The sequence below is a fragment of the Meiothermus rufus DSM 22234 genome, assembly GCF_000423425.1.
Taxonomy (GTDB): domain Bacteria; phylum Deinococcota; class Deinococci; order Deinococcales; family Thermaceae; genus Meiothermus; species Meiothermus rufus.
Genome location: NZ_AUHY01000012.1, coordinates 1 through 21,851, shown reverse-complemented (window position 1 = coordinate 21,851; position 21,851 = coordinate 1). Strand labels below are relative to the sequence as shown.

General features: G+C 67.4%; 15 protein-coding genes and 1 pseudogene. 5 read left to right on the top strand and 11 right to left on the bottom strand.

Annotated features, from left to right (window positions below; all coding sequences use genetic code 11):
- Nucleotides 1-40 precede the first annotated feature (40 nt).
- Nucleotides 41-637, bottom strand: a pseudogene (locus G552_RS14690) (lysophospholipid acyltransferase family protein).
- Between the two features lie 769 nt (nt 638-1,406).
- Between G552_RS14690 and G552_RS14685 the strand changes: the two are divergent.
- Nucleotides 1,407-4,205, top strand: coding sequence for an ATP-binding protein (locus G552_RS14685; protein WP_245575098.1), 2,799 nt, complete (start codon nt 1,407-1,409; stop codon nt 4,203-4,205).
- A 276-nt stretch (nt 4,206-4,481) separates the two neighbouring features.
- Nucleotides 4,482-5,273: a hypothetical protein gene (locus G552_RS14680; protein ID WP_245575097.1), complete on the top strand. Its 792-nt coding sequence runs from the start codon at nt 4,482-4,484 to the stop codon at nt 5,271-5,273.
- Between the two features lie 60 nt (nt 5,274-5,333).
- Here G552_RS14680 and G552_RS14675 read toward each other — a convergent pair whose 3' ends face one another.
- The 6 genes from G552_RS14675 to G552_RS0103420 form a co-directional block, all read right to left on the bottom strand.
- Entirely contained in the window at nt 5,334-5,921 is a 588-nt protein-coding gene (locus tag G552_RS14675) for an S-layer homology domain-containing protein (RefSeq protein ID WP_051195664.1), read from the bottom strand.
- Between the two features lie 1,608 nt (nt 5,922-7,529).
- Nucleotides 7,530-9,818, bottom strand: a complete 2,289-nt coding sequence (locus G552_RS0103440; protein WP_156890668.1) for a cysteine peptidase family C39 domain-containing protein — start codon at nt 9,816-9,818, stop codon at nt 7,530-7,532.
- The gene (locus G552_RS16205; protein WP_156890667.1) at nt 9,815-10,051 is read right to left on the bottom strand and encodes a double zinc ribbon domain-containing protein; all 237 of its coding nucleotides are present in this window, start codon (nt 10,049-10,051) and stop codon (nt 9,815-9,817) included. Before G552_RS16205 ends, G552_RS0103440 begins: the two co-directional genes overlap by 4 nt.
- Nucleotides 10,052-10,128: 77 nt before the next feature.
- Nucleotides 10,129-10,842, bottom strand: coding sequence for a hypothetical protein (locus tag G552_RS0103435; RefSeq protein WP_051195663.1), 714 nt, complete (start codon nt 10,840-10,842; stop codon nt 10,129-10,131).
- A 57-nt stretch (nt 10,843-10,899) separates the two neighbouring features.
- Entirely contained in the window at nt 10,900-12,285 is a 1,386-nt protein-coding gene (locus tag G552_RS15800) for an alkaline phosphatase PhoX (protein WP_084640360.1), read from the bottom strand.
- A gap of 205 nt (nt 12,286-12,490) precedes the next feature.
- A complete protein-coding gene (locus G552_RS0103420) occupies nt 12,491-15,595 on the bottom strand; it encodes an AAA family ATPase (RefSeq protein WP_027881751.1) in 3,105 nt (1,034 codons plus the stop codon).
- Nucleotides 15,596-16,343: 748 nt separating this feature from the next.
- Here G552_RS0103420 and G552_RS0103405 point away from each other — a divergent pair.
- Nucleotides 16,344-16,577, top strand: coding sequence for a hypothetical protein (locus G552_RS0103405; RefSeq protein ID WP_156890666.1), 234 nt, complete (start codon nt 16,344-16,346; stop codon nt 16,575-16,577).
- Here G552_RS0103405 and G552_RS0103400 read toward each other — a convergent pair.
- Nucleotides 16,574-17,440 carry an ion transporter gene (locus tag G552_RS0103400; RefSeq protein WP_027881748.1) on the bottom strand — a complete coding sequence of 289 codons (867 nt, stop codon included), beginning with the start codon at nt 17,438-17,440 and terminating at the stop codon, nt 16,574-16,576. The two genes, G552_RS0103405 and G552_RS0103400, sit on opposite strands and share 4 nt — an antisense overlap.
- A 78-nt stretch (nt 17,441-17,518) precedes the next feature.
- The gene (locus G552_RS0103395) at nt 17,519-18,175 is read right to left on the bottom strand and encodes an SDR family NAD(P)-dependent oxidoreductase (RefSeq protein ID WP_027881747.1); all 657 of its coding nucleotides are present in this window, start codon (nt 18,173-18,175) and stop codon (nt 17,519-17,521) included.
- Nucleotides 18,176-18,253: 78 nt separating this feature from the next.
- On the opposite strand from G552_RS0103395, the gene der reads away from it, so the two are divergent.
- Nucleotides 18,254-19,594, top strand: coding sequence for a ribosome biogenesis GTPase Der (gene der, locus G552_RS0103390; protein ID WP_027881746.1), 1,341 nt, complete (start codon nt 18,254-18,256; stop codon nt 19,592-19,594).
- On the opposite strand, the gene G552_RS0103385 is transcribed toward der, so the two are convergent.
- Entirely contained in the window at nt 19,595-20,641 is a 1,047-nt protein-coding gene (locus G552_RS0103385) for a protease complex subunit PrcB family protein (protein WP_027881745.1), read from the bottom strand.
- 370 nt (nt 20,642-21,011) lie between these two features.
- Here G552_RS0103385 and G552_RS0103380 point away from each other — a divergent pair, with 370 nt between their 5' ends.
- Complete coding sequence (locus tag G552_RS0103380; protein ID WP_027881744.1) at nt 21,012-21,524, top strand: hypothetical protein; 513 nt, start codon at nt 21,012-21,014, stop codon at nt 21,522-21,524.
- 11 nt (nt 21,525-21,535) lie between these two features.
- Here the strand turns inward: G552_RS0103380 and G552_RS0103375 are convergent.
- Nucleotides 21,536-21,851: transposase (locus tag G552_RS0103375; RefSeq protein WP_027881743.1), on the bottom strand; the 316-nt coding region annotated here is incomplete at its 5' end.

Sequence of the window (21,851 nt, the reverse complement as noted above, 5' to 3'; positions counted from 1 at the left end):
TAACGCGGATGGCGGCCTGCGGATGAGGGTGGGCAGGGCTCTATTTGGGCTTGAGCTGGATAGGGCTTTGTTTGCTGGGGTTGCGGCCCACTTTGTCGGCATAGTAGGCTTTGATCTGCTCGAAGTCGGCCTCGAGGTCGCCGCTGGGGGTCAGGTAGCCCCCAATGCCCACCTCTTTTTTGCTGTAGTCAATGTAGGCCAGGGCAATGGGCACCCTGGCTTTCAGGGCCATGTAATAAAACCCGGTTTTCCAGTAGGGGGCGCGGCTGCGGGTGCCCTCGGCGGCCACCACCACCCAGAGGTTGTCGTGTTGGTCGAAGATGCGGGCCACCTGGCTCACAAAATCGCCGCCCGCCCTGGAGCGGTCTACCGGGATACCCCCCAGCCACTTCATCACCACCCCGATCACCGGAGGGAACAGCTCTTTTTTGCCTACCTAGCGAAAACGCGTTCCAGAGGCCACACCCCACAAAAGGGCATACAGAAAGTCCCAGTTGGAGGTGTGGGGGTAGCCCACCAGCACGAACTTTGTCCCTGGGGGCGGGGCCATTACAGCTGTCCAGCCCAGCATGCGTAAGGCCCCTATCCCGAAGCGCTGCCAGGGTGTCTGGGGCCTAATCGCATAAGGATGTGCCATTACTACTGGTATACCACACCGGGCCAAGGTACCCTTTATAAATCAACCCCTTCAAGAGTGGATGCAAACGAGAAAGGCGGCAATGGACATTCCTCCTCGTCTGTCGTTCCGGGCTTTACCCTCGCAGCGGGCGACCAGAGTGCGGTCGTAGCCCATCCGGGTGGAGAGGCCCTTGATCCGGCAACGCTGTCTAGGCGGGCGCTTGGGAAGCGAAGTCCTGAGCCTGTGACCCAGGGGCATGGTGTCCAAGGCTTTATCTATCGCCAGATGCTCCAGGTGGAGGGAGACGCCGTCTCCCATACCACCAGGGCGGCTCGGCGTGCATGGGTACTGGCCGGGTACACCACCGCTACGGGAAGGCCCTGCCCTTCGGTGAGGTGCCACGGTACAGCCATTGGGCTCCCAACTCCCGATCTTCTTGTCGGCTGTCCAGGTGCTCGTCTGCCCAGACTCTGTGGCCATATCTCGTTCTGCTGTCTTTCCTTCGCCCGGTGGTCGGATCAGCCAGGATTGGTGCTTCTCGCCACCAAGACCCCGCCTTCAAGCGGCGTGTGTTCCGCGCAACGCCTCGGTGAAGCCGCTTCAGCGGCCCGGCGATACCAGTATTCAGCGATCCGGGCTGCACTTACGCCCCTCACTGCCCACGGTTCATCGCTTTGTCAATGGTCTTCCACAGCCTAATCTACAATGGCCCCCCATTCTTGACCCCTGGAGAGGTAGCAGCTTGATTGAGTTCGGTATTACACTCTGAGGTACCGAGGAGGGCGCCTTGGCCGGGCATTGCCTGCGGCTGTTGGGAGAGGCCACCCTGGAGGTGGAGGGGAAAGCTCCCGTGCGCCTGGAGCGCAGGGCCGCCGGGGTGCTGGCCTATCTGGCCCTGGAGGGCCCCACCCCCCGCTCGCGGCTGGCCGGCTTGCTCTGGCCCCAGACGCCCGAGCGCGCCGCCCGCAACAACCTGGTCCAGGCCCTGCGCCGGCTGCGCCAGGCCACGGGGGGATACGAGGTAGCGGGCGGGGACGAGGTGCTTAAGCTCGCCGAGGGCCTCGAGGCCGACGCCGCCCGGCTGGTGCTGCTCGCCTTCCAGGGCCGCTACGCCGAGGCGCTGGCGCTGGAGGGCGAGCTGCTCACAGGCCACGACTACGACGACTGCCCCGACTTCGCCGACTGGCTGCTGGCCGAGCGGGAGCACCTGGCGGGGCTGCGGCGCGAGGCTTTGCAAGCCGAGGCCGAGCGGCTTTTGCAGGAGGGCGAGCTGCGGGGCGCTTTGGCCCTGGCCCTGCGCCTCCAGGAGGCCGACCCCTTTTCCGAGGAGCACCTCCGCCGGGTGATGCGCCTGTACTACCTGCTGGGCGACCGGGGAGCGGCCCTGGTGGCCTACCATCAGGGCCAGGCGTGGCTGCGGCGCGAGCTAGGGGTAGACCCCCTGCCCGAGACCCAGGCCCTGGCCCGCGAGATCGAGCGCGGGGCTATCCTGCCTGCGCAAAGCCCGCCAGCGCGGCGGGAGATTCCGCTTTCGCTGCTGCGCCCGCCGGTGCTTTCGGGCCGGGAGCGGGAGTGGGCCCTGCTGGAGGAAGCCTGGGAGAGTGGGAAGGCCATCTTCATCTCGGGCGAGCCGGGGGTAGGCAAGAGCCGGCTGATGCTGGATTTCGCGGCCTCCCGTGGGCGCTCGCTCCTCGTCGAGGCCCGCCCCGGCGACGCGGGGGTGCCCTTTTCCACCTATGCCCGCGGCCTGGAGCAGGCCCTGCGCGAGCACCCGGCGCTCTCCCTGAAGGGCTGGGTGCGGCGCGAGCTCTCCCGCCTGCTGCCCGCCTTGGCCGAGGAACCCCCGCCGCCCTTGCGCGCGGCGGAGGACAAACTGCGCCTGCTCGAGGCCCTGGGGGAGGTGGTGCGCCTGCTCCGCGAAGCCGGGGTGGTGGCCCTGGTCCTGGACGACCTGCAGTACATGGACCCGGCCAGCCTCGAGGCGGCCATCCACCTGATCCAGCGCCCCACGGGGGCTTTTCCCCGCCTCATCGGCAGCTTTCGCGGCGGTGAGCTGCCCTCAGAGGCCCTGGCTACCGTCCAGCGGCTGGTGGAGGCCGGCCTGGCGGTTCGGATCGGGCTCGAGCCCCTCACCCCCCAGGCGGTGGGCCACCTCCTGCAAACCCTGGACCTGCCCGGCCTGGACGCCGCCCGCCTGGCGCCGCTCCTCAGCCGCTACACCGGCGGCAACCCCCTGTTCGTCCTGGAAACCCTGCGCACGCTCTGGGAGTCGGGTGGGCTGCAAGGGACTCCCGAGCGCTTCCCGGCTCCCCGCCGGGTCAAGGAGCTGATCGCCCGCCGCCTGCAAGCCCTCTCCCCGGCCGCTTCCCGCCTGGTCCGGGCCGCGGCCATCGCCGGGGAAGACCTGGCCCTGGGGTTGGCCGCCGGCGTTCTCCAGAGCAACCCCCTGGACCTGGCCGAGCCCTGGGCCGAGCTCGAGGCCGCCCAGATCCTGCGGGAGGGCCGCTTCGCCCACGACCTGCTCCGAGAGACCGTGCTGGAGGGCATCCCGGCCCCCATCCAGGCCCACCTACACCACCAGGTAGCCCTCGCACTCGAAGAGGCCGGGGCCCACCCCGCCCGCATCGCCCAGCACTGGCTTTTGGCCGGCCAGGAGGAAGCGGCGGCCCGCTCTTGGCTGGCCGCAGGCCGGGACTACCAGGCGCGCGCGCTTTACGCCGAGGCCCTGGCCATGCTGGAAAAAGCCCTGGCTTACGGCCAGGAAGAGGCCATGCGGGCCGAGGCCCGGCTCCTGATGGCCGACATCTACCGCGAGCAGCGGCGCTACTGCGAGGCGGAGGCCCTGCTGGAGACCCTGCTCGAGGGCCCCACCCCCCTCAGGGTCCGGGTGGAGGCCCTGCGAACCCGCACCTACCTGGCCATCGGCGACCACCCGAAGGCGGTGCGGTATGCCCAGGAGGCCTACCTCCTGGCCCAGGAACTGGGGGACGAAGAGCTCACCCACCTGACCCTCACCGCCTACGCCGCCGCTTTGTGGGGGGTGGGCCGGGCCGCCGAGGCGGCGCGCCTCTTAGAGCCCGAACTCGCCCGCGACCACCCTGACCCCCGCCACCGCATCCGCGCCTTCGCCTACCTGGGGGCCCTGCACGCCCACCGGGGCCGCTTCGCCGAGGCCTATCCCCTCCTCGAGGAGGCCCACCGCCTGGCGCTAGGGCAGGACCCTTACTGGCAGGTCCTGGCGACGGCCTTCCTGGTGGGGGCCGACGTGGAGCGGGGGGAGCCCCTGGCCCACCGGGAGCTGGCCCAGGCCGCCCGGGCCCTAGGGCCTTTCGACGTGAGCGAGTACCTGGCCCTGGTGCTGGTTCGGGCCTACCTGGAGGCCCAGGAGCCCCAGGCCGCTTTGGAACTCCTGGAGGAGCGCCCCGGCGAGCGCTTGGGCCCGGCGTGCGCCACCTGGGGCCTACTGCCCAGGACTTCAGGGCGGCTTTCGGGCTGGGTGAGGACGACCGCCACATCAGCACCGTGGACGCCGACGGGGTGGCCCTGGCCGCCATCCAGGCGCTGCACCAGGAGAACCGGGAGCTGAAGGCCCGGCTCCAGGCCCTCGAGGCCCGGCTGGCGGCGCTGGAAAGGGGCAAATAGTGAAGCGGTTCGCGGCTGGGGCTGCCCTGCGGCTCCTGCTCCTGCCGCTCGTCTGGGCGCAGGACAACCCCTTGGCCTCGCTCCAGGGGTCTATCGTCTACATCCGCGAGGGCAACGTCTGGGCGTTCACGCCCTCCACCGCACAGCGGCGCCCGCTGACCCTGACGGCGGCTACCGCAGCCCCTCCCTGGCCGACGACGGCACCCTTGGCGCGGTCCAGGTGATCGCGGGCCGTTCGCACTTCGTGACCATCCGCCCGGACGGGCGCAAGCGGGTCTTCCCGCCGGGGGAGCTCATCAACCTGGTGCACGCCGAGCTGTCGCCGGACGGGGGCCTCTTCGCCTTCGCCTACGTGGTCGTAACCCCCCTGGGCCCAAACCCCGCCCGTGTGGGCCTGACTTTCTCCGACCGCTGGGCCGCCGCCGGGGTGGCCGGGGGCAGTTGGGGGCGGTTCAGCTCGAGCTACTACCACGCCCGCTGGATGACCGGCGAACGCCTGATCCTCTCGGGCGGCGGGTCGTACCCCTACCTGGTACGCGGGGCGAAGAGCGGTTGGGAGGGCGAGAGCAGCCCCTACCGGTTCGGGATCCCGGGGCTTCGCGACGAGGTCTACGACGTCGCCCAAAGCGGTGCGCGCTTCGTGGTGATTGGGGCCACCTATCGCGTCGTGGGTTACGAGCAGCAAATTACCGGCTGGCACGCCATCGCCTACCGGCCGGCCCGGCCAGAGGAGCAGGGGGTCTATGCGTTCAGCCTCGAGGAGATGCGCGCCTGTCGGGGCGACAGCACGGCGCGCTTCGGCGGCGGGAAGTGTGTTCCGGGCTGGATCCCCGAGGCAGGTTTCCCGTTGCAGGGCGAACCCAAGGGCGGCGCGATCTCGCCCGACGGCCGGGCCATGGCCTTCGCCGACGCGCGCGGCCTGCTGGTGAGCGGCCCCATTGGCCCTTCGGCGCGGGCGTTCGTCGTGGACCCGAAGGGCTCGGAGCCGGAGTGGTCGCCCTTCGCGCGATAGAAGGAGGCTAGAGCCATGGGAAAGCTAGGCTACCTGGCAGGGGTGATTCTCCTGGGGTTCTTAGGGGCCTGTAGCGGGGGCTCGAGGCCGGTGGCGCCGGAACCCACCCTCAAAGGCACCCCCACCGGCGATCCGGTGACGGCCACCATCGGGCCCGAAGGGGGCAGCCTGGCTTCGGCGGATGGGGTGCTCACCCTGAGCGTTCCACCCGGAGCCGTGGACAGCCTCGTAGAGCACTTTCCAGCCCTGCTGGACGAAGACTAGTCGGGCCGTCCCCCGGCGGGTGTAGACCACGCCCTCTTGGGAAACGACTACCTCGAAAGCGATCGTGCCCCGGTCGCCGCTGAGCCGCGTTTGCAGGCCCCTCAGCTCGAAGCCGTCAATCCTGGGCGCGGCTCCGAAGCTGGGAGGAGCGCCCTCGAGGAACTCCAAGCTCCAGCTCGTCTCGCCGCACCTCAGCCCCTCGAAGACCTGCCGCAGGGCGTTTTCCGCCAGCTCGCGCGCGGTGGCTGGATACCCCTGAAACAACCCCCTGGCAGCCAGCACCCGCACCGCCTCCGCCGCCCAGTGGCACGGCGGCACATCCACGAACCTGCCTCGAGGGGCCCCCTGGGCCAGCGCCATCCCCAAAACCAGCAGCAACCGCATGGCTACAGAATGCCGCGAAAACAGGGCATCGTGGATTAAGTACCTCCAACCCCTGGTTGCCCTTTGCCTGAGGCCCCCGAGTACCGGCTTTCCAAGGGCCGCGGCTCTTCACTGTGTCGAGCGTAAGTCCGTGCTGAAGCCAGCAAACAGCTTTGCTTGCGTATGGTCAGAGGCAGCGACTTCCGCAGGAAGTTTATTTTCCTACCGGCACCACCAGCGCTGCCCCAGCAGGCAGTTCCCCGGCGGCATAGGCCTTGAGCTTGGTGTAGGTATTGCCGCTGAAGGTGCCGAGCTCGCCCGAGCCGTCGGCCTTGTAGAAGAGCACCCCGGCCGGGGTGCTGACCACCTGCTCCCAGCCCTTGGCCAGTTGCCCCGAGACGTAGGTGCCGGTCTGGGTCGGCGCCCCGTTGGCGGCGAAGGTGACCAGCGCGCCGATCCCGTCGCTCTGGCGGTAGAACAAGACCCCGCCCGGGGTGCGCAGGATGTGGCTCCAGTTGGTGCTGAGGCTGTAATTGGAGTAGACGTACGACCACTTGCAGGCCGCGTCGTAGGTCCCGTAGCCCCCGGTGCCGGTGGGCTGCTTGTAGAAGAACACCCCGTTGGCGTCGTTGACCCGCACGACGAGGTTCCAGTCCTTGGAGTAGCCGGCCTGGGTCACGGGGTTGCTGAAGCCGTAGTCGGGGCCGTAGCTGCCGCAGAGGGTGGTTCCGGTGGAAGCCTTGTAGAACACCAGGCGGTCGTTCAGGCTCACCATCTGATCCTGGGCGGCCGGCAGTTCCCCGGTGGCGTAGGCGCGCAGCTTGCGGAAGACGCCTGTCCCGTCGAAGCTACCCAGCGCTCCTGAGCCGTCGGTGGAGTTGTACAACAGCTCGTACAGCTCGTAAGGCTTGCCAAAGTGGCTGACCCCGGCGGGCAGCTCCCCGGCGGCGTAGCTCCTGACCGGGGTGTAGGCCCCGGCGCTATCCAGGGTTCCCAGTGCTCCCGAACCATCGGCCTTGTAGAACAGCACCCCTCTGCTGAGCACAGCGGGGGCCACGCTGATGGTGGCCTTGGCGCTCAGGCCGGTGCCCTCGAGCGCGGCGGTGAGGGTGGCGGTGGTCAGGACGCTGAGGGTGGCAGGAGGTGTGTAGATCACGCTGGGGCCGGTGGTCGAGCTCAGGCTCCCCGGGCCCTCCAGCGACCACTTCACCGCGGCGCTCGAGCCCGTCACCACCGCGTCGAAGCTGCCGCCGGGGTCGCCGGCCACGAAGGCGCTCGAGGCGGGCGTGACGCTGATGGAAGGCGCGGGGGCCACCGTCACCGAGGCGTCCTTGCTCACGCTCCCGGCACTGTTGGTCGCGGTGAGGGTGAAGGTCCGGCTGGCGGTCACGTTGACGGTCTTGCTGCCCCTGTCGGCGGGGGTCACGCTGCCCACCCCGCTGATGTCGAGGCTGCTCGCGCCGGTGACGTCCCACTCCAGCGTCACGCTTCCTCCGCCGCTGGGCAGGCTGGCGGGCGTGGCGGTGAAGCCGTTGATCTTGGGCGGGCCGGCCGGGGTGCTGGTGTTGCAGGCCGCCAGCAGCAGGCCCAGGAGAACGATCCAGGTGCGGGTCATGGCCTCTTCCCTCCCTAGCCGACGTAGGTGTAGCCGGCGGTGATGGTCACGGTCTTGCTGCCGATGGGCTGCCCGCTGTCGCTGAGCACGGTGAGGCGGATGGTGTAGGGCAGCTTGTAGTTGCGGCCGCCCACCAGGCGCACGTTGAGGCTCGAGCCCCGCCCCACCTCCACCTCGGTGCCGCCCTGGGCCTGGGCGCTCCACACCAGCCGCTCGCCGGGCACCGCCGCGCCGTTGGAGTAGGTGGCGTAACCCACCAGCGGCACGTCGACCATGGGCTGGTTGGTGTCGGGGCTCCAGTACTCGGCGCCGTTCTTCGGCTCCACGATCACGATCTCGCCAGGGGTGCGGGTAGGGTCGATGACGTTGACGGTGGCCGAGGTGGCGGCTTGCAGGCCGTACTCGCCGGTGGCCACCAGGGTCAGGGTGCGCGAGCCGGCGGCGGTGGGGGTGAGGGTGTACTGGGCGCCGTCGCCCAGGGGGCTAGCGCCCTCGAACCAGGCCAGGCGGGCGCGACCATCGGGCAGGGTGTGGGCGTCGAAGCCCTCGCCCCGGAAGGTGAAGGGCTCGCCCTTGAGCAAGGTGGTGGGGACACTGGGCACCAGGATGCGCACCTTGGGCAGGTCAGTGGGGTCGGGGGCCAGCTTGAAGGCGATGTGTTTGACGTCCTGCAAGGTGCCGCCCTGGCGCAGCTTGAGCTCCAGCCGTGCCGGGGTGGGCCCGCCTATTGTCCCCACCACGCCCGCCAGGTTGCCGAAGTCGAGGTTCACGGGCTCGAGGTTGTAAGCCTCCACGCTCACGTTGGCGAACTTCTGGGCCTTCAGGCTCCCACTCACGTAGAGCCTGGCCTCGATCTCGAAGCCCAGCGCCACGTTGGTCACGTTGACCACGTTGAAGCTCACCGCCATGCGGCTGGAGCGGTAGATGAGGTAGCGGAACTCGTTGTCTTGCACCAGGTTGTGGCCGTAGGGGAAGGTGGGGAGGGTGGTGGCCTCGTCGCTGTAGTAGTAGCCGTTGGGGTAGGTTCCGTCCCACTTCCAGCGCGAGATCTCCTGGCCGCTCGGGTTGCGGAAGATGAGTGAGGCCGGGTAGGGGATGCCCACGCCGCCGAAGTAGAGGGTGTCACCGTGGGAGAGCTCGATGGAGCCGCGCCGCTCGCTCTCGGGCTTGGGGGCACTGTAGAAGATCAGGGTGTAGAGGTCGGGCTGGGCCGCGTCGCCCGAGTCGGCACAGCCCTTGGAGGGATCGCTCGGGTCTTTGAGCGTGCAGTTGGCTTCGCGGAAGGCCTTCCAGGTCATGGAGGGGTGGGTGCCATTCCAGTCGCTGTTGGGGCGGGCGTTGGAGTCGGCGATGTAGACGCCGTCGGCGGTCACCCCGGTGAGGACGAAGGCGTGCCACAGGCGGTCGGAGGCGGTCCACACCGGCTTGGCCGGGAAGAGGCCGAAGAAGCCGGTGGTCGCGATGGCGACGTAGGCGGTGAAGGCGTTGGAGCCGCCGGAGGTGTTGTCGCTGGGGATGAGCTCGGCGTCCCAGCGCAGGTAGCTGTAAGCGCTCTCGGGGATCCCGGCGGCCTTGAGGATGCTCCCCGCGCCCGCGCCGCTGCTGGGCGACTGCTTGATCAGGCTGGCCAGGCCGTAGTTGCTGGCGAAGCCCCCGGGGGACTTGGGGTTGGCGGCCAGGGCCGGCTGCGGCCGGTGGTAGTTGATCACCATCGAAAGCGAGGTCGGGGTGCACCACGGCAGGCCCGCCTGGTAGTAGAAGGGCACCTGCAGCGAGCGCACGCCCCCCTCCTGGGGCTTGGGCTTGGGCACCACGTAGGCGGTGTACAGCCCCACCCGGCGCACCGCGTAGGCCACCTTGGCGGGCACCGTCTGCCCCGAAACCCCCGCCGCGCCGGCGCCTACCGGCGTGGCCGCGTGCACCCACAGGCGGGGGCCGTCCGGCTCGGGGTCGGCGACGGTCTCCAGCACCACCACGCTGCCCTCGGGGCTGCCGGGGTCGGTGGGCAGCTCGAGCGTGGCCGGGGCGTTGAGGCTGGCCCCGCCGAGGTCGAGGCCCACCTGCGGCCCGGCCGCCTTGAGGGGGTTGTCCTGGGGCTCGCTGGGCTTGGCCTTGAGCTCGAGGCTCACCCGGCTGTCCCGGCTCAGCACCCCCGGCGGGATCGTGAGCTTAGCCCCGCCCGCTTCGACCACCCCGCCCTCGGCGGCCTTGATCACCACCGAGTTACCGCCGCCCGAGTCCCTGGGGCCGCACGCCCCGAGCAGGCCCGCCAACACCAATACGCTCACGAACCAATGCCTCATCCCAATCCTCCTTGCCTTGCCTTGTCCTCAAACGCCCGGGCTTCGAGGCGGAATTCCCGCCCGCACCTTCCGCAAAAGCGGGCGTAGGGCGAGGTGATCCGGGCCCCGCAACCGGGACAGGCCTCGAGCATGCGCACGCCGTCGTTGATGCAGTAGCGCTCGCTCGAGCTCATCGCAACCGCACGGGCACAGCGTGGGCAGATGCGATAAAAAATCCCCGGATCGTCTTCCACACGTCTACCCCCCTTTGCTCGAGATTGCCGCCAGGCTGGTCAGATGACGGTCATAAATGGGGCGGGTTTTGCCGGTCCTACTTCTGGCAGTCGAGCCGCACCCGGAAGCTGGGGGTAGGGGTGGTGTAGCCCGCCCCGCTGGCCCGGATGCTGTTCTCGAAGCCTTTGGGGTTGATCTCGAACAGCAGCTTGGCGGGTGGCCGGATCTGCTCTTTGGGGGTGTCGTAGGCGTACCAGAACTTGAGCTGGTGGGTGACGACCCCGCCCGGCGGGAGGTTGGCGTAGGTGAGCTTCTGCACGTCCAGGGCGTCGGCGGTGAGGGTCTGTGCGTCGGCGAAGGCGATCTGGATGCCCTGGTCGCGGGCGCCGGTGAAGACCGGCTGGACGTTCGCCTTAGCCCCGCTGCGCAGCTCCACCGTCACGCCCCAGCCGGGGGTCTCGATGGGCGTCCCGGCATCCTTCACGATGGGCTCGACCTTCGTGACCTTAAAGCGCCAGACGCCGTTGAAGAGGGTCTCGCCCAGGCAGCCCTCGAGGCTTGCCCGCTGCTCGGCCCCGCCGGGGGTCTGGTTGGCGGCGGCCTTGCCGAGGGTCAGGGTGTTGCCCTTGAGGCTGTAGGCCACCCCCAGCTCCTTGAGCACCGAGAGCGGCACATAGGTCTTGCCGTTCACCACGATGGCCTTATCGGTGGCCACTTGCCCGTTGACCACGATGCTATAGGTCGTGCCTGCGGCCAGTGCGAGACCGGCGGCAGCGATGATTGTGAGGCTGCGGAGTTTTGAGCCAAGCATGGTTCCTCCTGCGAGCTGGATGTACGGACCGGGGGGTGGTTTTTGCCGCTGGGGGCTTTAGCGAATACGGCGGATGGTCTGGTTGTAGGTGTCGGCTACGAAGAGCTGTTTGTTGTAGTAGGCCAGCCCGGTGGGGGTGTTGAAGGTTGCTACGCTCAGGCTGCCGTCGTCGGCTCCGGTCACGCCCGCCACCCCGGCCACGGTGCTCACCACGCCCTCCGGGGTGATCTTGCGGATGGTATGGTTGCCGGTCTCCGAGACGTAGACGTTGCCTACCTCGTCCACGGCGATGCCCGAAGCCCCGTTGAAGCGGGCCTCGCTGCCGGGGCCGTCCTTGTAGCCGGGCTCGCCCGGCTTTCCGGCAAGGGTGCTCACCACCCCGGCGGTGATCTTGCGCACGCTGGAGCCGTCGGCTACCAAGAGGTCTCCCTGGCGGTTCAGGGCCAGCCCTGTAGGGTTGGAGAACCGTGCAGTGGCACCGGGGCCATCGGCGCTGCCGGGCTGACCCGCCAGCCCCGCAATGGTGCTCACGCTGTCGCCGTAGATGCGCCGGATGGTGTAGTTAGAGGTGTCCGCCACGAAGACCTCGCCGGTGCGGGTGTTGACCACGACACCTCGAGGTCGGTTGAACCGGGCTGCCGCCCCCGTGCCATCGGCAGCTCCGCAGGTATAGGCTTTGCCCGCCACCGTGACGGCTTTGCGGTTCCCGTTAAGCGGGTAGGCGGTGAGCTTGCGCACTACACAAGAGTCGTCTTCGGTCCAGTAGGCGTAGGCTTCGTAGGCGGGCGAATCGTAGCCGATGGCAATGCCTTTTGGGGCTCGCACCAGGGCGGTGTTGGCGTCGCCGTCTACGCTACCGCTCGTACCCTTTCCGATAGCCGTGCCCACCGGGTTGCCTGCGTAGCCCACCTGGGCATAGCGGATGCTGTCGTTGAGGCCCGCGATGTACACGATCACCTCGTTGCCGGTGGCTCCGGCAGCCTTGGTGACCGCCACCCCGTAGGGGTAGTTGAAGGTGGCCGAAGCGCCAGGGCCGTCGGCACCACCACGCACCCCGGTCTGGCCTGCGATGGTCTCCACCACGCTAAAGGCCGGGCCGGGGGCGGGGTTGATGGTGATGCTTGCCGAGGCGCTAAGGCTACCCGAGGTGGCGGCCAGGGTAACGCTGGTCTGAGCGCTCACACTGGCAGGCGGGGTGTATTGCACGGTGGGGCCGCTACTGGCGGATAGGGTTCCGCTCCCGCTGGCAGGGCTCAGGCTCCAATGGATGGTCCCCGAGGCCCCCGTCAGGGTCGCGGAGAAGGGGATGGCCGCCCCCCCGGCGGTGACGGTAGCCGAGGGCGGGGTGACCTTTAGAGTAGGCGTCGAACCTCCCCCGCTAGGACAAGCGGTGAGGGCCAGGATTAACAGGAAGCCAAGGACTAGAAACCACAACCTGGACATATTGCCTCCTTGAAGCTGGGCGTGGCGAGTTTCCCTCCGTGACGCTGCCCCCGCCGGGCGTGTTGGCAGGGGGGCAGGCACGCCCCACCGCCGCAGCGCAGGCAAATGCGGTAAAAACCCCTGCTCCTCCACCCCCTCTGCACCAGGGTGTCACCGGACCGGTCAGATCGTGGTCATAAATGGGGCAGGTTTTGCCGGAACCTGCTCAAGCCGGGGTGAGGAAGTCCGGCCAGCGCTCCGGCAAGGCCTCCCCGACCTCGAGCACCCTCGCCCTGGCTTCCTCGTACAGCCGGTTCAGGCTCCGGTGGTTCCCCGTGCGACGCAGGGCCTCGAGCGTGAGCCTCAGCGCCTCGAGGTCGTAGGGGTCGGCCTCGAGCAGCAGGCGCCCCAGGCGGGCCGCTTCCTTGGGGTCGGCCTCCAGCAGCGCCCCGGCCCGCGCGCGCAGGGCCAGGTGGGCCGACTCGCGCACGGTCTCGTTGAAGGAGGCGAGGCCCTCGAGGTAGGCCCCGCGCCACAGCCGGGTGTCGCCGGTGCGCAAGAACTCCTCCAGGTCGGAGCCGACCGTGGCCCCCAGGGCGTAGCCGGTAGGGGTGGTGACGACCACCGAAGCCCCCCAGCGCGAGCGCACGCTGTGGATCAGCTCCTTGAGCGCAGAGGCGGCTCTCTCCTCATCCTCGCTGGGGTAGAGCGCGTCGAGGAGCTCGAGCCTGCCCACCTCGCCCCGCCCGGCGACGCGGGCCTCGAGCAAGAGCGCCAGCAGCTCCTGGCGCTTATGGCCGCGCACGGGCGCTCCGGCGAACTGCATCGATCCCAGCAACTCCAGGCGCAGGGCGGCGGGCGGGGTCTCGGGGGCGGCCTCGGCGAGCTGGGGGAAGTAGCGGCGGGCCAGGTTGGCCCCGTTCGTGAGGCCGTGCCCCTCGAACCACCCCAGCCGCCGGCGGGCGCTCTCCACGTCGCCGGTGAGCCGGTCGAGCTCGAGGCCGAGCTTGTGCTCGTCGATCGCCACGTCGAGCTGGCCCGCCCCCTCGAGGGCCTCGCGCAGGGCCTGTACGGCCGCGCCGCGCTCGCCCAGGGCTTCCAGGGCCAGGCCCTTAGCCCAGCGGGTGCGGAAGTTGTCGTGGGGCGAGTCCCCCGCCGCCCCGGCCAGCCCTTCGGCTTCGGCGGCCAGGGCCAGCCCCCGCTCGGGCTGGCCGGCGCCGGTGCTGGCGAGCGAGGCGTCGAAGAGCAGCTCCCGCACCACCCGGGGGCTGCCGAGCTGGCGGGCGTAGCCCAGCGCGAGGTCGGCGTGCTTGAGGGCGAGGAGCCGGGCGATGGGGGTGTCCTGGGAACGGTACAGCAGGCTCGCGATGGAGTGCGCGTTGGCCAGGAAGCGGCTGGGGCCGTAGAGCTCGAGCGTAGCGATGGCCTCGAGCACGGCCTCCTCGGCCGCCCCGTAGCGCCCCTGCTCGACCAAAAGCTCGGCCAGGGCGGCCAGGGCGAAGGCGTAGGCCTTGGCGTCGCCGGCCTGGCGCCGGATCTGCAGGGCCTCCTCGAGGCAGCGGCCCATCTCGTCGTAACGCCCCAGCATCCGCAGGAAAGCCGCCCGGTTGACCAGCACGGTGCCCCGCAGGCGCGGCGCGTCGAGGGTGCCGAGGATCTCCAGGGCCTGCGCCAGGGTGGCCTCGGCCGCCGCATACTCCCCCCGGTGGTAGTGGGTCAGGGCCTGGATGGACAAGAACTCGCAGCGCAGGGCCGGGTCCGCGGTGGCGATGCCCCGGGCCGTCAGGGACTCGGCCATCTCCATCTGGCCCGTCGCCAACGCCGAAGCCGCCGCCGCGCGCAGGAGATCGGGCGAGGGGTCGGCGTGCAGCCGCGGGTGGGCCAGCCAGACCTCGAGGGCCTTGGCGTTGTTTCCGGCGATGTTGTAGGTGGTGACGGCCAACGAGGGGAGATCTACCGCCTCGCGCAGCTTGGGGGGGAGGCCCTCGAGCAGGGCCTCGAGGTCGGGGGGGTGCCCCTGCCGCGCCAGCAGGTGGGCGTAGAAGCGCACCGTCTCGGCCGTGGCCGCCGGGGTCGGCAGGGCCAGCCGGACCAGGCGGGCGGCCTCGGGGAGGTCGTGGTGCTGAAGCACCTGGGCGGCTTCCAGGGCCATCCGCCCCTGCTCCTCGCCCCGCGCATAGCCCGCTGCCCGCGCCCCCCAGCGCGCCGCCTGGACCTCATTCCCGGCCTGCCGCGCGTGCTCGGCGGCCCGGCCCAGCAGCTCCAGCGCCTCCTCCCTTTCCAGCCCCGCCTCCTCGATGTACGCGGCCGCCCCCTCGGGGTCGTGGGGTTGCAGGGCCTCGAGCGCCCTGCGGGCCAGCTCCTGGCGGTGCGGCGGGGGCAGGAGGTGCAGGCTGACCTCGCGGTAGAGCGGGTGGACAAACTCCCCGTTTCGCAGCACGCCGGCTGCTTCGAGGCGGCCCTTCTCGCGCTCCAGGGTCTCCGGCGAAACCCCCGCGACCTGGGCCCAGAAGGCCTCTTCAACCCCCAAAGGCAGCACGGCCTTGGCCGCAATGATGGCCTCGAGGCCGCCCCTGGCCGCCTCCTTCAAGGCCTGTTCGATGAGGGCCTCCACCGTCAGCGGCGTTTCGCCCTTGAGGGGTGCGCGCCAGTGCCAGCAGCTACCGTCATTCCACAAAAACCCCTGGCGGGCCAGATGGCGGAGGTACTCCAGGGTGAATAGCGGATTTCCCTGGGCTTGCTCGTAGATCCACGTGACGGCTTCCTTGGGAAGGCCCGATCTCAGTTCGGCCTCGAGCAGGCTTCTCGAAGTCTCGAAGGACAGGGGTTCTATGCGCAAAGCCTGGAAGGGCTCGGGTGGCAGGACCCGGCTCGTCACCAGCAGGGCCGTTCCCCTGGTGCGCGAGACCATGCGGGCCAGCTCCCGCACAAGCTCGAGGCGCTCGGCGGGGGCCTCATGCAGGTCCTCCAGGTGCAAAATCACCGGAGCCAGCGCCGCCAGCAGGGCGCTCAGGGCCGAGGCCGCCTTCTCGCTTCCCAAGGGCTCACCGCACCCAAGGCGTTCCAGCAGCGTCTGGGCCCACAACGGGAACGGGGCGGTGTGGGGAGGTTCCCCTAGCTGCTGCACCAGGGCAGGTAGCGAGACAGTAGCGTGCAGGCTGAAGCTGCGGCAGGGTGTCTGTTGCAGCAACTCGCGCGCGGTATAGCTCTTGCCGATGCCCGCCTCTCCCCACAGGCCCAAAGCCAGCCCCGCCCACCGGGCGAGTATGGGCTTGAAGCGCTCGCTCACCCTGGAGGGCACCAAGGAGCCTGGACTCGAGCCCTTGTCCATAAGCCGATAGGGCTATTGTACTCCATGGAGCTATCACAGGCGCCGACGGCCGGGGGTTCGAGGGCGGTCTGGCCTGGAATCCTCAGGAGGGGCCCTTCTGAGCCTGGTACCCCCAGCCTTGACGGGTCATCCTCCGGTCATCCACCCTTTCGTACCCTTACCTCATGCTTGACCACCGGCACGTCTGGCGGTTCCTGCTTATCGGGTTGTCTATCGTGGGCGGAGCGCTTCTCGACCCTGCGCCCGCTCGAGCGCAGGTGGAGGGCTCGAAGGGCACCACCGGGCCCGTTTGGAGTTTCCGGCCTCCAGGAAAGACGCCAGACCTGTGACGAGCCCCTCGGGGAGGTCGGTGATGGCTACGGCTCTATTGGGCGTGTGGGTTCAGGACGATACCGGGCCCGCCTTCACCTCGAGGAAGCGCTATCACTTCAAGCCAGATGGCTCGTACGAGTTCGTGTTCACGTCGCGAAATACGGGGAGCCTGCAGCAGAACGTCCTAGTGAGGTGAGGAAGGAATGTTTACTGCCGAGGCGAACCGGTTGACGATCGCCCCCAAGGCTGGCCGCCCCAGGTCGTTCCCGTGGAGGGTCGAGAAGGATCCCTACGTGGGCGACGTTCGGCTGGTGATGCTGCTTCCTGATGGAACGCTCGACGTCTATTACCGGGAGTAGCAGCGGGACGTGGGGTGGCCTCGAGGCGGGGAATGAGTATGGGAGGCAAACCTCACGGAGTCGCTCGGTGGATGTTCGTGGCCGTTCTTTGGGCTCTGCTGGGCTCGTGCGGCGGGCCGGGCAACAAGCCCCCTGCCGACGACCCGCGGAGCCTGGCCGAGCAGGTGCTGGCGGGGGGAGCCGGGGCTCAGGCGGCGCTCCAGCAGGCCCTGTGGCTGTCGGGTTTCGCCGTGCGTGTGTCGGGAGAGGGCCTCGAGGGAGCCGGACCACCCTCCCCAGGCGGTGACGAGGTGGGTATGGGAAGTGCCTAGCGCTTAGGTTCCAGCGATTGGAGCAAGCGCAGCGCCTCATTCAGCCTGGCCTGAGCCTCTTGCAGCTTCTGCTCCATCTCGCTAGCGTGCGGGTTTTGGGCAGCCTGCAGGCTTTTGCGCATCTCGTCCATGCTGTTCACCACAATGCCCACCAGCAGATTCAGGAAAACCAGCGTGCCCAGCAGCACAAACGAGACCATGTACCCCACCGCCAGCAGGGGCTGGGCCTGGGGCTGGCTGCACAGGGCGGGGTCGGGCAGTTCGAAGCGGTCGCAGCCGAAATACTGAATGCGCAGCACATCCACCCAGCCTTCCAGGGTCAGGATGCTGAACAGGGTCAGCAGGGCGGTGTGCAGGTTGCCGAAGTGGAAGGGGTCATTGGGGCCAAACAAGAACACCCCGGCCACCGCGTAGACATACAGCAGCAACAGCATAAGCAACAGCACGTAGCCGATGGAGGGGATGCTGCGCAGCAGGGCACCCAGAATAATCTGAAGGTCGGGCAGGGTGCGGATCAGGCGCAGCACCCTAAGCAAGCGCAACAGCCGCATGGCTGGAGCATAGGCCCCCAGCCCCGGTAGCAGACTGCCCAGCACAATCAGAAAGTCGAAAACGTTCCAGCCACTACGAAAATAGTGCAGTGGGCGGGGCCAGAGGGCCCCCATGCGCAGCACCACCTCGAGGGCAAAAATGGCCAGCACGAGGTTGTTGAAAAGGTGAAGGGTGGGGCCGTAGCGCTCCATCAGGGGTGGGTAGGTCTCGAGGCCCACCAGCAACCCAGCGAACAGGATTACGCCTGTCACCAAGCGGTTGAATGATGCCGATTCCACCAGGTGGGTCAGGGCATTGGGCGCAGAACTCACACCGAAAAGTATAGGTTGTTCGGTCAGATGGACTGCGTTTAGCCGCCTATTTTTAGGGGGATCGGGACTGGAGGGCTTTTATCCTTGGTAGACCACCTCGGTCTTCCAGTGGCCCGGTGGTTGAGTGTGTAGCTCCCAGAACTTTTCGGCGATCAGGTCGGGGTCGAAGGGGGTATGGCGTTTGACCTGCCCTGCGATGGTCACGGTAGCGACATGGATGTCCTCGTGGTAGAGCTCTTTGCTCAGCGAGCCTACCAAGGCCCGCAGCGAGGCTTTGCCAATCGAGAGGGCCGCCTGGTGGGGTTGGGGGTTTAGAGCTAGGCCGTCCCCGGTGAAGAGCAGGGTTCCCTTCCGCCGGGCGCGCATGCTGGGAATCACCTGCTGGGCTGCCACCAAAGCGCCGTACAGGTTGACCCTAAGGGTTGCTTCCAGGGCTTCCGGGCTCAGGGTGGAGGCCGGGCCATCTTGGCCTGAATAGGCGTTATAGATTAGCACCTCGATGGGGCCAAGCTGGCGGAAGGCCTCCCGGATGGCCGAGATAAGCTGGGTTGGATGGGCGGCATCAGCGCAGAAAGCCCGGGCGGTGTACCCGTCGAGTTCCAGAGCCCCACTGTAGTTTTGTAGCTGCGCTTGGCTACGGGCTAGCAAAGCCAAGCGGAACCCCTCGCGACCGAAGCGTTGGGCCAGGCTCAGCCCAAGGCCGCGGCCCATACCGACCAACAAGCAGACCCTCATGAAAGCGCATGGTAACATCAAAGATGCTGTTTTGGCGTTCAACCCTGGAGGACTCCTAGGCGTATTGGAGAGGAAGGCATGTATCGAGTGGTGATAGTGGGCCGCCCTAATGTGGGCAAGTCGAGCTTGTTCAACCGGCTGCTGGGTCTGCGCGCGGCACCCGAGAGTGCGGGGTGGGTGGGGAGCCAGTTCGCGGTGGTGGCCGATGTGCCGGGGGTCACCCGCGACCTCAAAGAGGGCATGGTGGAAAGCGAGCAGGGCCGCTTCAAGCTGGTGGATACCGGCGGCCTGTGGTCGGGTGATGTGTGGGAAAAGAAGATCAAACAAAAAGTGGAACGGGCCATTCAGGATGCCGACCTGGTGCTGTTTGCGGTGGATGGCCGTAGCGATATCGCCACCGCCGACCTCGAGGTGGCCGATTTCTTACGCCGGCAGGGCAAGCCGGTGCTGCTGGTAGCTACCAAGATCGACGACCCCAAACACGAGGCCTATCTGGGCGATTTTTACGCCCTGGGGTTTGGCGAGCCCGTCCCGACCAGTGCAGCCCACGGGCGGGGCTTCGACGAGCTGCTCGAGCGCATCTGGGCCATGCTACCCATTCGCCAGGGCGAGAGCGAACCCGAGGTGGTGCCCATCCGTCTGGCCATTGTGGGGCGGCCCAACGCGGGCAAGTCCAGCCTGCTGAATGCCATCCTGGGCGAGGAGCGGGTCATCGTCTCGGAAATTCCCGGCACCACCCGCGATACCATCGACGTGGAGTTCGACTACGGGGGGAGCAAGTTCTTGCTGGTCGACACGGCGGGCATCCGCAAACGCCCCGAGACCGGGGTTGAAGAACAGGCCATTGGACGGGCCCATCAGGCCATTCTGGATGCCGATGTGGTCTTGTTGGTAGTAGACCCCCGCGAGCTGGGCGACCACGAGCTAAAGCTGGCCAACGAGGCCCTGGAGGCGGGCAAGCCGGTGATCGTGACCATCACCAAGTGGGACCTGATCCAGAGCAAGGAAGAGGCCAAGCGGGTGCGGGCCGAGCTGGCCCTCAAGCTCTCGCATATCCAGCACCTGCCCATCGTGTATGTTTCTTCGGTGACCAAGCAGAACCTGCATAAGCTGCTCTCGGAGGCAGCACGGCTTTACCAGAAGGCCCGGATACGCTTCGAGACGGCCGAACTCAACCGCTGGCTTTCGCTCTGGACCATCCAGACCCAGTTGCCCAACTTCAAGGGTAAGCCCCTCAAGCTTTTCTTTATGACCCAGCCCGAGGTGGCCCCGCCCACCTTTGTGATTTTCTGCAACTACCCCGAGTTTATAACCCGGGCCTTTGAGAACTACCTACGCAACCGCATCGGCCAGGACCTAGACCTGCTCGAGGTGCCCTTTCGCCTGATCTTCCGGGGCCGCAGGGAACGAACCGCCTAGTTAAGGGCCTGCGCTGGCCAGAAGCCGCCCGCTGGTGTCGGTGAACTCTACCCGGTTGAAGCGGCCCGGCACCTCCAAGAGTAGGAAAGGGCTGGTCAGGGCCTGGGTTACGATAGCCCCAGCAGGGGGGCTGGTCAGCCGCAGTGTGACCCGCAGGGTGTCGCCTACGAGCTGGCTGCTCACCAGTTGGAGGCCGTAGCCACCGGTGGGTTTTTGGCCCCAGAAGAAGGCCACCACCCGCGACTGGTTGAAGTCAACGCTGGGGGTGGGGGGTGGGGGCAGCTGCAAGCCAGTGGCAAGACGCCACAGGCTCAGAAGCTGGTTGGGGTCGCGGGCTAGGTAAGCCGCAGGGGTGGGGGCAGTGTAGGCCGACTGGGCGCCCTGGCCCAGGATGCGAGGGGTGGGCTGGGGGTTGGGGGGCATTAGGGCTAACTCCGTTTCGAGGCCATATTGCACGGCTATCGCGGCCAAGCGGTACTGGCTGGGGCTTGGTTCAAAGCGCTGTGGGGGGAGGGGGGGCTCGAGCGCATACACTACCACTGGGCGGCCTGCTCGCCGGCTCAGGATTTCTTGCAACACCACCCGGTTTTCGGCCTCAGATAGAGCGGCCAGGCGGGGGCTTCCCGGGCGTGGGGTGGTCTGCTGGGTGCGGTTGGGGTCAAAGGGGCCGCCTAGGTCAGCCCATCCCCCATCGAAGACCCAGGCCTTTTGGATAGCCTGCTGGCTGCGAACCACCCACTGAAAACCAGGGAAGGTGCGGGTGGTCTGGGCCACCCGCGGTAAAGCCGGGCCAATCTCACGGTAGAAGCCCTGCCCCTCGACCAGCAAAGCCTCGGGGAGGGCTAGGGGGCTTTCGCTTTTACCCTGGCTTAAGGCCAGGCGGCGCTCACCCAGCCAGATCACCTGAGGCTCGCCGTAGAAGTAGGTCCAGCGCTCGGTGTTTTCAGCAAACAGAAGCTGAACCTCGCTGACCTGGTAGGCTTGCGGGTTCGGCTCAGGAATACAGCTAACCAGGGCTAGTACGGCCAGGCTCAACCATGGTTTCATACCCCTATCTTAGCCGCTAGCGGTGAGAGGGTGGCCTCGAGTGAACCTTTGCTCAAAGCACAGGGGCCAGGATTGGGCTGGGGTGAGAAGCCGGTAAAGCAAGTGTTAGCGGTGTTCGGTTATCCTCTCGGCATTTGCATAAGTTTTTGTCGCCTCCAGCGTTGAGGTACCCTGACCATATGAGGCGCCGTGAATTTGTAAGGTTTGCATTGCTCGCCGCGGGTTCGTCCTTGCTATCGTCATGTAGCTCCCCCGAGCCGCCCAGGCCCATCCCGCTGAACGAGAGCCATACCCGGCGACTGGCCCAGATCGCCAGGCCAACCCAAAGGTCGCGGGGGCTGTAAACGTCCTGGCACAGCAGGGGTACTTGGTGGACTGGTCTCAGACGGCGGGCTCCAAGCTGTACGGGGGCCTGGACAAACTGGTTGCGCTCGGGGTGTTCACCAACGACCCCTACCGTTTCTTCGTCCTGGCATTTCGAGACGATACCCTTGGCATTGCCAGCCTGGCCACACAGCAGAACCCGCTGGTCATGGCCGGTCTGATCCAGATCATCAACCCCAGCCCGGACAACTACGATTTCATCTTCACCGACTTGCTGGCGGGCAAAGCTGCCCTGCTTACACTCGACCTGCGGTCCCGCCGCGTGCTTGCGCTCCAGTCGGGTGAGGTGCGTGGGACACGCAGCCTTGACGATTTGTCCAGCCTGAAGCCGGCTTTAGCTTTATCGACAAGCTGCCAGGTTCCTGCCAGCCTATTGCGCAATTTGGACGCAGCGAGAAAGGCCGAGGCAGTCACTTATACCGGATTCAAAAAGATAGTCATTCAAACCAAAATAGGAGTTACGCAGTTGCAGTTGACTGGACATTCTTCTGTGTGCTAAGTATTTCCCCATTAGATTTTTACCTCCACAGCCCCCAGTAGGTCCAAGGCTTGCAACAGGGCTTGCTTGAGGTGGGAGAGGCTAGCGTAATGGCGGCGGGGCAGAAGGTAGGCTTTGAGCTTTCTCCAAAAGGTCTCGATGAGGTTGAGCTGAGGGCTGTAGGGAGGCAAGAAGCGTAGATAGAGGTTTTGCGCTTGCCAGGTTGCCAGCCGAGCCTGGATCAGCTTGGCTTTGTGGAAGCTGGCATTGTCCAGCACCATGACCGTGAGCTTGTTTTGCTGGCTGGCTTGTTGGGCCTGCTTCTCAAGAAAAGCCAGTACCGCTTCT